Annotated in this window: 14 protein-coding genes; 9 read left to right on the forward strand and 5 right to left on the reverse strand. The window is 71.2% G+C overall.

Going from position 1 to position 12957, the window contains the following annotated elements:
- The first annotated feature begins 36 nt into the window (after window positions 1–36).
- On the forward strand, window positions 37–1728 hold the full coding sequence (locus tag QRX60_RS14235) for a serine/threonine-protein kinase (protein WP_286001254.1): 1692 nt from the start codon (window positions 37–39) through the stop codon (window positions 1726–1728).
- A 130-nt stretch (window positions 1729–1858) separates the two neighbouring features.
- Here the strand turns inward: QRX60_RS14235 and QRX60_RS14240 are convergent, their stop codons facing one another.
- A complete protein-coding gene (locus QRX60_RS14240; protein WP_286001255.1) occupies window positions 1859–4033 on the reverse strand; it encodes a transglycosylase domain-containing protein in 2175 nt (724 codons plus the stop codon).
- Window positions 4034–4375: 342 nt separating this feature from the next.
- On the opposite strand from QRX60_RS14240, the gene QRX60_RS14245 reads away from it, so the two are divergent.
- Window positions 4376–4672, forward strand: coding sequence for a WhiB family transcriptional regulator (locus tag QRX60_RS14245; RefSeq protein WP_286001256.1), 297 nt, complete (start codon window positions 4376–4378; stop codon window positions 4670–4672).
- 76 nt (window positions 4673–4748) lie between these two features.
- On the opposite strand, the gene QRX60_RS14250 is transcribed toward QRX60_RS14245, so the two are convergent.
- Genes QRX60_RS14250 through QRX60_RS14260 form a run of 3 tightly spaced genes read right to left on the reverse strand, consistent with a single transcriptional unit; the run spans window position 4749 to window position 7144 of the window.
- Window positions 4749–5870: an ArsA family ATPase gene (locus QRX60_RS14250; protein WP_286001257.1), complete on the reverse strand. Its 1122-nt coding sequence runs from the start codon at window positions 5868–5870 to the stop codon at window positions 4749–4751.
- Complete coding sequence (locus QRX60_RS14255) at window positions 5867–6874, reverse strand: ArsA-related P-loop ATPase (protein ID WP_286001258.1); 1008 nt, start codon at window positions 6872–6874, stop codon at window positions 5867–5869. The genes QRX60_RS14250 and QRX60_RS14255 overlap by 4 nt, the downstream gene beginning before the upstream one ends.
- A gap of 21 nt (window positions 6875–6895) precedes the next feature.
- Window positions 6896–7144, reverse strand: coding sequence for a hypothetical protein (locus QRX60_RS14260; protein ID WP_286001259.1), 249 nt, complete (start codon window positions 7142–7144; stop codon window positions 6896–6898).
- Between the two features lie 262 nt (window positions 7145–7406).
- Here QRX60_RS14260 and QRX60_RS14265 point away from each other — a divergent pair, with 262 nt between their 5' ends.
- The 7 genes from QRX60_RS14265 (at window position 7407) to QRX60_RS14295 (ending at window position 11782) form a co-directional block, all read left to right on the forward strand.
- Window positions 7407–7568 carry a DUF4177 domain-containing protein gene (locus QRX60_RS14265; protein ID WP_086679227.1) on the forward strand — a complete coding sequence of 54 codons (162 nt, stop codon included), beginning with the start codon at window positions 7407–7409 and terminating at the stop codon, window positions 7566–7568.
- A gap of 4 nt (window positions 7569–7572) precedes the next feature.
- A complete protein-coding gene (locus QRX60_RS14270; protein ID WP_284745151.1) occupies window positions 7573–8028 on the forward strand; it encodes a RidA family protein in 456 nt (151 codons plus the stop codon).
- On the forward strand, window positions 8028–8654 hold the full coding sequence (locus QRX60_RS14275) for a hypothetical protein (protein WP_286001260.1): 627 nt from the start codon (window positions 8028–8030) through the stop codon (window positions 8652–8654). Before QRX60_RS14270 ends, QRX60_RS14275 begins: the two co-directional genes overlap by 1 nt.
- A 36-nt stretch (window positions 8655–8690) precedes the next feature.
- Complete coding sequence (locus tag QRX60_RS14280; RefSeq protein ID WP_286001261.1) at window positions 8691–9839, forward strand: hypothetical protein; 1149 nt, start codon at window positions 8691–8693, stop codon at window positions 9837–9839.
- Between the two features lie 109 nt (window positions 9840–9948).
- Entirely contained in the window at window positions 9949–10767 is an 819-nt protein-coding gene (locus tag QRX60_RS14285) for an NUDIX hydrolase (protein ID WP_286001262.1), read from the forward strand.
- Window positions 10764–11534, forward strand: coding sequence for an MBL fold metallo-hydrolase (locus tag QRX60_RS14290; protein ID WP_286001263.1), 771 nt, complete (start codon window positions 10764–10766; stop codon window positions 11532–11534). Before QRX60_RS14285 ends, QRX60_RS14290 begins: the two co-directional genes overlap by 4 nt.
- Window positions 11531–11782 carry a glutaredoxin family protein gene (locus tag QRX60_RS14295; RefSeq protein WP_286001264.1) on the forward strand — a complete coding sequence of 84 codons (252 nt, stop codon included), beginning with the start codon at window positions 11531–11533 and terminating at the stop codon, window positions 11780–11782. Before QRX60_RS14290 ends, QRX60_RS14295 begins: the two co-directional genes overlap by 4 nt.
- Here QRX60_RS14295 and QRX60_RS14300 read toward each other — a convergent pair.
- The gene (locus QRX60_RS14300; protein WP_286001265.1) at window positions 11763–12953 is read right to left on the reverse strand and encodes a carboxylesterase family protein; all 1191 of its coding nucleotides are present in this window, start codon (window positions 12951–12953) and stop codon (window positions 11763–11765) included. The two genes, QRX60_RS14295 and QRX60_RS14300, sit on opposite strands and share 20 nt — an antisense overlap.
- Window positions 12954–12957: the final 4 nt, after the last annotated feature.

Below are 12957 nucleotides of genomic sequence, written 5' to 3' on the forward strand. Positions count from 1 at the left end.
ATGACGGGAGACCAGCCGGGGGGCTTGGGGAGAACGATGGAGCAGTTCGGGCCGTACCGGATCGAGGGCCTGCTCGGCCGCGGTGGCATGGGTGAGGTCCACCGCGCCTACGACACCGCGCACGACCGCGTCGTCGCGCTGAAACTGTTGTCCGATCCCTTCGTCGCCGACGAAGCCTTCCGCGCGCGGTTCCGCCGCGAGTCGCAGATCGTCGCGCGGCTGCGCGAGCCGCACGTGATCCCGATCCACGCCTACGGTGAGATCGACGGCCGGCTGTACCTCGACATGCGGCTCGTCGAGGGCCGCGACCTCAAGGAGCTCCTGGCGGACGGGCCGCTGGAGCCGGCCAGGGCCGCCGGGATCGTCGAGCAGGTCGCGGGCGCGCTCGACGCCGCCCACGAGGACGGCCTGGTGCATCGGGACGTCAAGCCGTCCAACGTGCTCGTCACGAGCAGCGACTTCGTGTACCTCGTGGACTTCGGCATCGCGCGGTCGATGACCGCGGAGGGCACGTCGATCACCGGGACCGGCAACGTGATCGGCACCCTCGACTACATGGCGCCCGAACGCTTCGGCGAGGCGCCGATCACCGGGCTCGTCGACGTCTACGCGCTCGCGTGCGTGTTCTTCGAGTGCCTCACCGGGCGGCGCCCGTTCCCGGCGGAGGGCGCGGCCGCGCAGATGGGTGCGCACCTGACCACGCCGCCGCCGGTGCTGTCGCGGGAGCGGCCCAGGCTGCCGCCGGCGCTGGACGCGGTGGTGGCGCGCGGGATGGCGAAGAACCCCGCCGACCGGTACCCGACGGCGCAAGCCTTCGCCGACGCCGTCCGGGCCGCGATCGCCGCGCCCGCGCCGCCGATGCCGACGTGGCAGCACACGACCCCGGCCCCGGCGAGCCCGCCGACGCCCTCGGCCCCGCTGACCCCGCCGCGCCCGATGCCGACCGCGCCCTACGGAGGGCCCCCGACCGGGACGTACGCGGGTCCGACGAGCGCCCCGGTCCCGGTTCGGCCGCAGGCGAAGTCCCAGCGGAACCGGTGGATCGCGCTGTGTGCCGCGCTGGCGGGCGTCGTCGTGGTCGCGCTGGTGATCACGTACGTCGTGACCAAGGACCGGACGACGCAGACCGGCGGCCCGGGCCCGACGCCGCCGGTGACCATCACGACATCGTCGTCGTCGCCGACGCCCGAGACGACCGCGCCACCGTCCACTTCGGAATCGAAGCCGGCCCACGACACCAAGCTGTACGAGTCGCTTCCGGCCGTCTACAAGCAATACACGTGCGAAGACGCGCAGGTGCCGCCCGGCGCGTCCGCGGCGGTCCAGTGCGGGGACTCGAACGTCGGGGACGTCAAGGCGGGCAACGTGGTGTTCCCGCAGCCGACCGGGGCGAAGTTCCTGCGCTTCTCCGACGCGGCGTCGCTGGACCAGTGGTTCAAGGCCGTCGTCGAGGAGCAGGGTCTCGCCCGCAACGACGCCCAGGGCGCCTGCCGGCCCCTGAAGGTGCCCAAGATCTGGGGCACGTACTACCGCGCGGAGACGCGGGCGCCGGTCGGCGGGGAGTACCTGACGTGCTTCCTCGGCGACCCCGCCCAGCTCGTGTGGACGGACACGAAGAAACTCATGGGCGGGATCCTGCTGTCCACGAAGGTCACGAACAACGACCAGCTGGACCAGCTGTACTACTGGTGGAACATGGAGATCCTGTCCGACATGCCCGGCGGCTGACCGGCTGGGCTTTCCCGCGGACAAGGGTGGTCGGTCCGGCTACCATGGCGGCCAGCAGATCATCACCGGTTGACTGAGCCGGGAAAGCCGAAGGGGCCGGCGGTACCGGCCCCTTCGGCTTTCGTGACGGCTACCGGGCGCCGCCGCCCATGTACTGCGGATCCGGTTGCGGTAGCTCCATTCTCGGCTGGCCGGCGTCCATGATGTTCTTCATCGCGCCGAACCACGTGCGGGCCGGAGCCTTGCCGCCGAAGATGTTCCCGCCGCCGCACACCCGGACGTTGCCCGGGCCCGCGTCGCAGATGCCGCCCTGGCCGCCGCCGAACTTGAACGTCATCGCCGCGCCCGCCAGCTGCGGGGTGCCGCCGACGAACGTCGCCGAGACGTTGCCCTGCGTCGTGCCCGTCTTGCCGATGATCGGGCGGTCCCAGCCGACGGCGCTCGCCGCTGCGGCCGACGTGCCGCCCGGCTGGTCGTCCTTGCTCATGCCGACGGCGAGCGTGTTCGCGAGGGCTTCCGGCACGGCCTGCTCGCACGGGGCTTCCTTGACCGGCACCGGCGCGCCGTTGCGGTCGGTCACCGCGGCGATCGGCGTCGGCGGGCACCAGACGCCGCCCGACAGGAGCGTCGCCGCGACGTTGCCCAGCTCCAGGCCGCTCAGCGGGCTGAAGCCCAGGGTGAACGCGCCGAAGCCCGGGCTGCGGCCGTTCGGGCCGTAGGCCTCCGCCTGGCTCTTGTTCCTACCCGGGTCGTCGGACTTCGGGTCGACCGTGCCACCACCGATGTTGCTCGCCATCGTGTCGCGCATGCCCAGCCGCTTGGCCATGTCGATGCCCGGCGCGGTGCTGCCGAGCCGGTCCTCGAGCTCCACGAACGCGGTGTTCGGCGACGTCGCGAGCGCGGTCTGCAGGGTCGCGCCCTGGGCGATCCGGCTGTAGTCACCGGCGTTGCCCACGCAGTACCACCTGGAGTTCAACGGCGGACCGGTCTTCGGGCAGCTGTTGCCACCACCGGTGAACACGTGCGAGGTGTAGGAGTCCGGCACATCGACCGGCGAATAGATGCCCGCCACGCCCTTGTCGAGCGCCGCGGCCGACGTGAAGATCTTGTACGTCGACCCCGCGCCGCCGGTGTTGTAGACGCCGGTGGGCAGTGCGTACGTCGTCTGGCCTTCGTCCTGGTTCTGGCCGTAGTCGCGGTTCGCGGCCAGCGCGACCACCTCGTGCCGGTCCTTGCCCGGTCTGACCAGGGACAGCGTGTTCGCGACGTAGGGCTGGGTCTTCTTCACCTGCGCCTCGGCCGACACCTTCGCCTCGTGGTTGGCGCGCTCGTCCAGCGTGCTCTTGATCGTGTAGCCGCCGGTGTAGAGCTGGTCCTTGGTCAGACCGGACTTGAGGAGGTAGTCCTCGACGTACTGGCAGAAGAACCCGGACTCCGGGCCCGCGCCGATGCAGTTGGCCGCCGGCTTGGCCGGGAAGTCCGCCACGACGCCCAGCGGCTCGCCCTTGAAGCGGTCGGCGTCGGCCTTGGCCAGCTTCTTGTTCTCCACCATCCGGTCGAGGACCAGGTTGCGGCGCGCGGTGGCCTTGTCGGCGTGCTTCCACGGGTCGTTGTTGATCGGGTTGTTCACCAGGCCGGCCAGCAGTGCGGCCTGCGGGACGGTCAGCTTCTCCGGCGTGGTGTCGAAGTACGCGTGCGCGGCGGCGCCGATCCCGTAGATCTGCCGGGAGAACTCGACGATGTTCAGGTACCCGGCGAGGATCTGCTGCTTGCTCAGCTTCGTCTCGAGCTGGATCGCGATCCGCGCTTCCTTCAGCTTGCGGGCGACCGACTGCTCCTGGGCCTTCTTCTGGCCGACCGGGTCGTTCCGGTAGACGACGTTGATCAGGTAGTTCTTGACGTACTGCTGCGTCAGCGTGGAGGCACCCTGCGTGTCGGCGCCCGTGGAGTTGCTGACGGCCGCACGCAGCGTGCCTTGCCAGTCGACGCCGTGGTGTTCGTAGAACCGCTTGTCCTCGACCGAGACCAGCGCCCACTTCATGGCCTCGTTGATCTGGTTCTCGTTCACCGGCAGCCGGTACTGGTCGTACAGGGTCGCGATCGGCTTCCCGGTGTTGTCGGTGACCGTCGTGACCAGCGGCGGAGGGATGTCCGCGAGGTCGGAGGACGTCTTCTCCACCGTCTCGCTGGCCTGGTTGGACATGACACCGGCGGCCCCCACGACCGGGAAGAGCATGCCGGCGACGAGCACCCCCGCGAGCAGACAGAGGCCGATGAGCTTGAACAAACCATCCGCTTTTCGCACGAGGGCCAGCCTACGCGGAGTGAGTCAGGCGCCGGTGACGCCGTGTCTCCGGAGGTGTGAATTCAGTGACAAAACCGACCCCCTTCAGTGACATCTGGTAACGGAAGGCATTCTAGGTCTCGACGGGGGGAACCGAGGGCCCCTACAGTCCGTCAACGTCTCACGAAGAAAAGCCGACGGATGGATCAACGCGAGTGGGAGCTCGCTTGGTCCGAACGGCGGCACCGGCACCGGGGAGGTGCCCGGAACCGACGTGAGCAGAGGGAGACACGCTCGCGGGGGCAAGGAGCGCAGTGCCTTTCCCCGCTGGTGCGTCGATCACCAGGGTAGGGAGCTGGGGGTATGGAAACCAACCAGTCGAGCTGGCGAATGAACGCGTCCTGCCGGGACGCCGACCCGGACGGCCTGTTCGTCCGGGGCGCGGAGCAGAACCGGGCCAAGGCGGTCTGCATGGGCTGCCCGGTCCGGACGGAATGCCTCGCCGAAGCACTCGACGGCCGGATCAACTTCGGCGTGTGGGGAGGCATGACCGAACGGGAGCGGCGGGCGTTGCTGCGCCGCCGTCCCGACGTGGTGAGCTGGGCGGACCTGCTCGACGCGGCCAAGAGGGACGCGGAAGAGCGGGTCGAGGTCGGCTGAGCGGTCTGCCGCAGCTGGTCGTGAGTGGTCAGGGCGGTTCTAACCGCCCTGACCACTCACGACCAGCCAGGCCACCTCAGCCGGCGAGCTTCACGCCGATGGCGCGCAGGCCTTCCAGGTCGTGCACGTCACCGGCCAGCGCGGGAACCCGGGCCAACGCCACCTCGGGGTGCGCCCGGGTGAACCGCGCCAGCAGCCTTTCCTCGCGCGCCGCCAGGTCGACGCGGTCCGCGTGCAGCCGGAGCACCGCTTCGGCCAGCGGGGCGTTCGTGTCGCCCTCCTGCAGGGACTCGGCCGCCGCGCGTGCCTCGCCGCCCGACAGCTTGGCCAGCACCGGGTGCGTCCGGTTCGCGATCAGCCCGGCCAGCGGCATCGACTCCGACGAGAGCCGCTCCACGAAATAGGACGCCTCGCGCAGCGCGTCCGGCTCCGGCGCGGCCACGACCAGGAACGACGTCCCGGACGAACGCAGCAGCTCCGCCGTCTTGCGGGCGCGCTCGCGGAAGCCGCCGAACATGCTGTCGAACGCCTGCATGAACGCCGACGCGTCGGTCAGCAGCTGGCCGCCGATGATCGTCGACACCGCCTTGGCGAACATCGAGAAGCCCGCGTTGACGACCTTGCGCAGACCCCAGCCGCCGGCCTTCGCCGGGCCGGTCAGCAGCCGGATCATCCGGCCGTCCAAAGCGGACGACAGCCGGGTCGGCGCGTCCAGGAAGTCCAGCGCGGACCGGCTCGGCGGCGTGTCGACGATGATCAGGTCCCAGTCGCCGGAAGCCGCGAGCTGGCCCAGCTTCTCCATCGCCATGTACTCCTGCGTGCCGGAGAACGACGTGGAAATGGTCTGGTAGAAGGGGTTCTGCAGCAGCTGCTCGGCGCGCTCCGGGCCGGCGTGCACGCGCACCATGTCGTCGAACGTGCGGCGCATGTCGAGCATCATCGCCCACAGCTCGCCCTTGGGCTCGAAGCCTTCGACCTGCACCTGCTTCGGGTGGTTGCCCAGCTCGCGCAGGCCGAGCGCCTGCGCCAGGCGCCGCGCGGGGTCGATCGTCAGCACGACGGTCTGGCGGCCGCGCTCGGCCGCGCGCAGGGCCAGCGCCGCGGCCGTGGTGGTCTTGCCGACGCCGCCGGAGCCGCAGCAGACGATCACGCGGCTCTCCGGGTCGTCGAGCAGCGCGTCGATGTCGATGGTGGTCACAACCGCACCCCCTGGTCGGTCAGGGCCTCGGCCAGGTCGTAGAGGGCCGCGACGTCGACACCGTCGGTCATGTCCGGCAGTTCCAGGGTCGGCAGGTCGGCCTCGGCGAGCTGTTCGCGCGCCCGCTGTTCGGCCGCGACCCGCACGGCGTGCTCGACAGTCTCCTCTACGAGTGCGTCCAAAGTGTCGTCCGGCAGCTTCAGACCGGCCGACGCGAGCCCGGTGCGGACGCGCGAGGCGTCGACGCGGCCGTCCGCGGCGGCGGTCACCGACCGGGCGGGCAGCCGCGGCGGCCGGACCCGGTTGACCAGTACCGCGCCCGGGCGCAGGTCGGCGCCGTCCAGCTCGGCGACGGCCTCGACGGTCTCGCGGACCGGCATCTCCTCCAGCAGCGTGGCCAGGTGGATGACGGTCTCGCCGGAGTGCAGCAGCCGCACGACGCCCTCGGCCTGGCCGCGGATCGGGCCGGTCTTCGCGAGGTCGGTCAGGGCCTTGGTGACGTCGAGGAACTTGACGACCCGGCCGGTCGGCGGCGAGTCGACGACGACGGCGTCGTAGGTGTGCCGCCCGTCGGACTCGGTGCGGCCGACGCACTCCTTGATCTTCCCGGTGAGCAGGACGTCCCGCAGGCCCGGCGCGAGCGTGGTCGCGAACTCGATCGCGCCCATCCGCCGCAGCGTCCGGCCGGCGAAGCCGAGGTTGTAGAACATCTCGAAGTACTCGAGCAGCGCGGCTTCGACGTCGACGTGCAGCGCGCGCAGCTCGCCCCCGCCGGGCACGGCGGCGATGCGCTGCTCGGCGTAGGGCAGTGGCTCGGTGTCGAAGAGCTGGGCGATGCCCTGGCGGCCCTCCACCTCGATGAGCAGCACACGACGGCCTTCGCGGGCGAGCGCGAGCCCGAGCGCCGCCGCGAGCGTCGTCTTTCCGGTTCCGCCCTTGCCGGTGACGAAGTGCAGCCGGGCGCGGGCAAGCTCGTCGGTCCAGCCGGCATGGGAAGTGGTCACTTCTTCACCCTAAATCAGCGCTCAGCTGGCCAGCAGCATGACGCTGACCGCAGCCGCGACCGCCGCGACGAGCACCCAGGCCACGAGCCCGGGCAGCACGGTGAGCATGAGCACACCGAGGACGACCAGCAGCGTGAAGGTGATCACCCCGCCGACGGCGACCTGGCCGGAGCTCTGCGTCCGGTCGCGCACTTTCGCCATCACGACGAGCACCAGCGGCAGCCCGGCCGCCGCGAGCAGCGCCGTCGCGATCACGCGCCACGTTTCCACGGACCCACGCTAGCGGGCCGGAAGCGCCCCAATGTGGCGTTGGGTGCTCCTCCCATGCCCCCGCCGCCACCCTCAACGGAGACGCTTCGCGCCGCAGTGCTGATCCAACGCACCGAACGCCGCATTGGGTGCGCTGGACGCACCGAACGCCACATTGGGACGCTCGGGGCTGGCGTGAGATGGACCACACCACGGCGCGTCGTCCGCGGATTTCCGGCGGGGGCCCCCGGCGGTCTTGCCCGCTTGGCTACGCTCCCGAGCTATGAGCGCCACCAAGTGGGAGTACGCGACCGTCCCTCTGCTGATCCACGCCACGAAGCAGATCCTCGACCAGTGGGGCGAGGACGGCTGGGAGCTGGTGACCGTGCTGCCGAACCCGACGGGCGAGCAGCACGTCGCGTACCTCAAGCGTCCGAAGGGCTGATCTCGTGAGCTGGAGCGAACGGCTGAAGGAGCTCGGCATCGAGCTGCCCGGCGTGGCCGCCCCGCTGGCCGCCTACGTGCCCGCCGTGCAGAGCGGCAAGCACGTCTACACCTCCGGCCAGCTGCCCTTCGTCGACGGCGTCCTCGCCGCGACCGGCAAGGTCGGCGCGGAGATCAGTCCCGAAGAGGCGAAGGGGCACGCCCGCACGTCGGCGCTCAACGCGCTCGCGGCCGTGCACGCGCTGGTGGGCATTGACAACGTCGCGCGGATCGTCAAGGTTGTCGGCTTCGTGGCTTCCGCGGAGGGCTTCACCGGCCAGCCCGCGGTCGTCAACGGCGCGTCCGAGCTCCTCGGCGAGGTCTTCGGCGACGCGGGTGTCCACGCCCGCTCGGCCGTCGGCGTCGCGGAGCTGCCCATCGGCTCGCCGGTGGAGGTCGAACTGATCGTGGAGGTGCAGTGATGGATCCGGACATCGAGCAGTCCACCCACGAGCTGCTGCTCCGGCTGGCCGGGCGGCTGCCCGACCAGCTGCTGTGGCGCTTCCGGGACTGGCTCGGCGAGGGTGCGATGGGCACGCTCGCCCGGACCCTGCCGAGGTCTTTGCTTAAGCACAGGATTGACCTCGACCAGACGGAGTACCGCCTGCTCGTGGCCGGGCTCATCCCGCACGGCGCCGACTGGCACCAGGTCAGTTCGACGCTGGGGGTAGACGACGTCACCGAGAACCGGTACACATTCACGTCGAGTGCGCCCGAATGGGTTAACTCGGTCGACTCCGTGTCCGTTTTGATCCACGCAACGTTGCGGGGTCGACCGGATGTGGGGGAAGTGCGGCAGAGCTGGCGGCACGTCGGTGTGGTCGGGCAGGGCACGGCCAAGCGCGTGCTGCTGATCACCGCACTGAACGGTCTGCCGAGGTTGACCGGCGAACTGCAGCGGGTGCTGCGCGTTCTGGGCGACGAAGAGCCCAGCGTCGAGGTCATCCCGTCGCGCTTCGACCTGCCGGGATACCACCGGGCCGCGCTGGCCGACTCAGAGCTGGTCTGCGTGGGCGCGGTGACGGGGAACCGGCTAGTAGCCGCATAACGCTCGCCCGCCAGCGAGCTGGGAGGGAGCAAGGCAATGGTGGAGGTCCACGACGGCCCGCCCATGGACGGGTTCTCGGTGCCCCTGCGCCTGCACAACCTGTTACTGGCCCTGGCGGGCCGGATCGACGACAGCGCGCTCACCGAGGCGCGTGAGCTGATCGCCCGGGCGCACATCGACGAGGCGGTCGAGCTGACCACCGGCACGCTCATCGCGGGCCGGATCCCGGTCAGCTCCGCCGAGCAGCGCGAACTGGCGCTCGTGCTCGAGATGAGCCGGTCGGACGCGACGCTGGCGAACGACCTGCTGGTCGACGAGGCCGAGCCGGTCAACACGCACCGGTTCAGCGGCGAGAACTCCCCGGAGTTCGGCATCGCCGAGGCGCTCGACCGGACCCTGCAGGTGCTGCCGGACGTCCGCTCGGTGCACGCGGTGTGGCGCAACACCCCGGCCGGCAGCGTGCCGGGCGCGCTGCCGCAGCGCGTGGTGCTCGTGGAGCTGGGGCCGGAGGGCAATCCGCCGGCCGTCGCGTTCCGCGTCGACACGGCATTGCGCCGGGCCGGGATCCACTCCGTCGTCGAGGTCAGCGGCCCCGGTGTCGCGCACTCCGAGTACCACCAGGCCGCTTCGGCGGCCGCGTCGCCGGCCTGGGTGACCGGGAGCACGACGTCGTCCGCGTCGGCGTACCGGCCCGAGCCGGTCAAGGCGCCGGCCGCGGTGGCGCCGGAACCGGTCGCGGAGTCCTCGGGCAGCCGGCACAGCATGCGGTCGAGCACCGCGACGACGACCCCGCCGGAGCCCGTCGCCCCGGTGGTGCCGATCGTGTCGCCCCCGCCGGCCCCGGAGCCGCCCCGCCAGTCGCGGTCGGAGCGGTCCGAGCGGTCCGAGACGCGGGCGGAGCGCACCGCCGACCTGACGCCGGCGGAGGTCGCGCAGCTGCGGCAGGCGCTGGCCGAAGACCCGGAGAAGGGCCGCGAGATCGCCGCGGGCAAGCCGTCGATGCACGAGGTCGTCGAGCTGCCGGCGCTGGACCTCGACGACCCGAGCCTGAGCGAGCGCGACCGGGCACTGCTGCGTGAGCTGCACGCCGAGCTGGCCGAGCGCGAGCGCGCCGAGGCGGCGAAGATGCGGCTCAACGGCGCTTCCCGCTCCGGCGGCGACCAGCGCGGCTGGACCGCCCCCTGAGGTTTGCGGTACAAAGCCGCACTTTCGCTAGGAAAGATGCGTTTTTTCCAGTGTCTGGGAAGCCACAACCAGAGCGTGGGACGGCGGGGAACGGCGGTATGTTGCCCGGGTGGAGCAGCCAAAGGAGTTTGTCTTCGACATCCCCGTCGGTGCCGGGGTAGCCACTCGCGCCAACGCCGACGGGCCGCCCTCGGTCCCCAAGGACGCGGCCACCGTGATCCTGGCCAGGGACGGCGCCGACGGTGTCGAGATCTTCCTGCAGCACCGGGTCAAGGGCATGCCGTTCGCGGGCGGGATGACCGTCTTCCCGGGCGGCGGGGTCGACAAGCGCGACGCCGACGCGTCGGTCGCGTGGGCCGGCCCGGGGCCGTCCTGGTGGGCGGCGCGCTTCGGCTGTGACGACGCTCGCGCGCGGGCACTGACCTGCGCGGCGGTGCGCGAGACGTTCGAGGAGTCCGGCGTGCTGCTCGCGGGCAGCGCGGACGCGGTCCTCACCGACGTCGGGCCGTACGCGGCCGCCCGCCAGGCCCTGGAGACGCGCGAGATGTCGCTCGCCGGGTTCCTCGCCGACGCGGGCCTGACACTGCGGGCCGACCTGCTGCGTCCGTGGGCGCACTGGATCACGCCCGAGGCCGAGCCGCGCCGCTACGACACCCGGTTCTACGTCGCGAAACTGCCCGAGGGCCAGCAGGCCGACGGCGCGACGTCGGAGGCGTCGAGCTCCGGCTGGCAGCGTCCCGAGGACGCGATCGCCGACGCGCGCGAAGGTCGTCGCATGCTCATGCCCCCGACCTGGCTGACGCTGAGCGAGCTCGCCGAGTTCGCCACCGCCGACGACATCCTGAACGCGCCGCGGGAGATCGTCCGGATCGCGCCGACGCTCATCCTCGAGGACGACCACGTCCGTGTCGTGCTGGAGAAGCGATGACCGCCCCCGCGTACGGCGTGCTGCGCCAGGTGTCCGAGACGGCGTCGGTGCTGCTGGAGAACAACCCGTCGTCGATGACGCTCGAAGGCACCAACAGCTGGGTGCTGCGGGCGACGCCGTCGACCCCGGCCGTCGTCGTCGATCCCGGCTACCACGACCTCGACCACCTCGAGCTGCTGGCCGCGGCCGGCGAGGTCGAGCTGGTCCTGCTGACGCACTTCCACCCCGACCACGCCGAGGGCGCGCCGTGGTTCGCCGAGCGCGTCGGCGCGCCGGTGCGGGCCTTCGACCCTTCGCTGTGCCGCGCCGCATCGTCCTTTGCGGACGGAGAAGTCATCTCGGCCGGCGGCCTTTCGATCCGCGTGCTGCACACGCCGGGACACACCGGCGACTCGGTGTCGCTGGTGCTCGACGGCCACGTGCTGACCGGCGACACCATCCTCGGGCGCGGCACCACGGTGTTGCACGACCTCGGCGACTACCTGCGTTCGCTGCGGAAGCTGATCGAGCTGCCGGCGGGCACCGTCGGGCTGCCCGGCCACGGTCCGGAGCTCCTCGATCTGCCCGCGACCGCCCGTGAGTACCTTGCCCACCGGGAACAGCGGCTCGACCAGGTGCGTTCAGCTCTGGAGGTGCTCGGTGCGGACGCCACCCCGCGCCAGGTCGTCGAGGTGGTGTACGCCGACGTCGACCGGGCACTGTGGGCGCCGGCCGAACTGAGCGTGCAGGCGCAGCTGGACTACTTGCGGTCGGAGGAACAGGGATGAGCAACGTCGAGGTCGAGTTCTACTGGCGCCCGGGGTGCGGGTTCTGCGCCGCGCTCGACCGGCCGATGTCGAGGAGCGGCTTCAACGTCCGGAAGATCAACATCTGGGAGGACCCGGACGCGGCCGCGCGCGTGCGCGAGGTCGCGAACGGGAACGAGACGGTCCCGACCGTGATCGTCGGGTCGACCGCCATGGTCAATCCCTCCTTCGCCGAAGTCGAGGCCGCCGTCAAGGCTGCATCGGCCTGATCGCTTCCCACGTCGGGCTGGGCCGCTTTCCGTGCAGGAAGGCGGCCCAGACTTCGCGCAGCCCGGTTTCCGCTTCGAGGCCCTTCGGCGCGCCTTCGAGCATCGGCGCGTCCCAGACGTCGTGAGTTCCGAAGAGGAACGGGATGTCGATGCAGTGGCACGCCTGGAACCGGTTGCCGGGCGCTTGCCAGTCGAAGCGGTGGACGAAGGCGTCGAGCCTCCCGGCGAGCCGGGGGATGTCCCCGGCGAAGAAGGTGTTCGTCGCTTTGTCGACGACGTCTTGTGGCGCGCCGGGGACGAAGGCGCGGAGCTCGTCGCGCGTCCAGCTGATCAGCGCCGGGCCCTCCGGTGCGGCCTCGATGAGGTCCTCCGCGACGAGATCGCCGTCGGCGACCAGCTGGAACGGCGGTTCCAGTGAACCGGGCTTCGCGGTCTTGGCTGCGACCGCGAGCTGAGCTCGGAGCAGCTTCTCCGTGGGTGCCGTGCGGATGTCTTCGCCGAGTTCTTCCTGCAGCAGGCGGCCGTTCTCCGCAGCTTCGTCCCCTGTGGACGGTCGCATGCCGAGGGGTGCGCTCTGCAGGGCGATCCGCTTGACGAGCCCGCTGGCGCGCGGCGACGACCACAGGGTGAGCGCCGACTGCGCGCCGGCCGACTGCCCGCCGAGGGTGACGTCGGCGGGATTCCCGCCGAACGCGGCGATGTTGTCCCGAACCCACTCGAGGGCGACGAGCTGATCGGCGACGCCGAGGTTGGGCGGCACGCCGTCCAGGGCGAGGAAGCCGAGGGCGCCGAGACGGTAGTTGAGCGTCACGACGACGGCGTCGGCCTCACGGGCGAGGCGCGTGCCGGTGTACCAGACCTGGCCGCCCGAGCCGCTGGAGAACCCACCGCCGTGGATCCACACCAGCACCGGACGGCTCCCGCTGGCCGACGGGGTGAAGACGTTGAGCGACAGGCAGTCCTCGCTCTGCGGCAGCGGCATCGGCCCGAGGGCATGCTCCAGCCGTGACGGCGGCTGCGGCGCGGCGGGTCCGGGCTCCAGCGCGTCCCGGACTTCCTTCCACGGCTTGGGCGGTGCCGGCGCTTCGAAGCGTTTCGCCGTGGCGTAAGGGATTCCTTTGAACGCGCCCTGCGCACCGCGAACCCGACCGGCGGTGGTCTCGACGATCATCAAG

It is taken from the genome of Amycolatopsis mongoliensis, from assembly GCF_030285665.1.
GTDB lineage: Bacteria > Actinomycetota > Actinomycetes > Mycobacteriales > Pseudonocardiaceae > Amycolatopsis > Amycolatopsis mongoliensis.

Excerpts from the sequence above, each read along its gene's own strand:
- QRX60_RS14235 (WP_286001254.1), top strand. The coding sequence starts at position 37 with ATGGAGCAGTTCGGGCCGTACCGGATCGAGGGCCTGCTCGGCCGCGGT.
- QRX60_RS14245 (WP_286001256.1), top strand. The coding sequence starts at position 4,376 with ATGGAAACCAACCAGTCGAGCTGGCGAATGAACGCGTCCTGCCGGGAC.
- QRX60_RS14265 (WP_086679227.1), top strand. The coding sequence starts at position 7,407 with ATGAGCGCCACCAAGTGGGAGTACGCGACCGTCCCTCTGCTGATCCAC.
- QRX60_RS14275 (WP_286001260.1), top strand. The coding sequence starts at position 8,028 with ATGGATCCGGACATCGAGCAGTCCACCCACGAGCTGCTGCTCCGGCTG.
- QRX60_RS14280 (WP_286001261.1), top strand. The coding sequence starts at position 8,691 with ATGGTGGAGGTCCACGACGGCCCGCCCATGGACGGGTTCTCGGTGCCC.
- QRX60_RS14290 (WP_286001263.1), top strand. The coding sequence starts at position 10,764 with ATGACCGCCCCCGCGTACGGCGTGCTGCGCCAGGTGTCCGAGACGGCG.
- QRX60_RS14295 (WP_286001264.1), top strand. The coding sequence starts at position 11,531 with ATGAGCAACGTCGAGGTCGAGTTCTACTGGCGCCCGGGGTGCGGGTTC.
- QRX60_RS14300 (WP_286001265.1), bottom strand. The coding sequence starts at position 12,953 with ATGATCGTCGAGACCACCGCCGGTCGGGTTCGCGGTGCGCAGGGCGCG.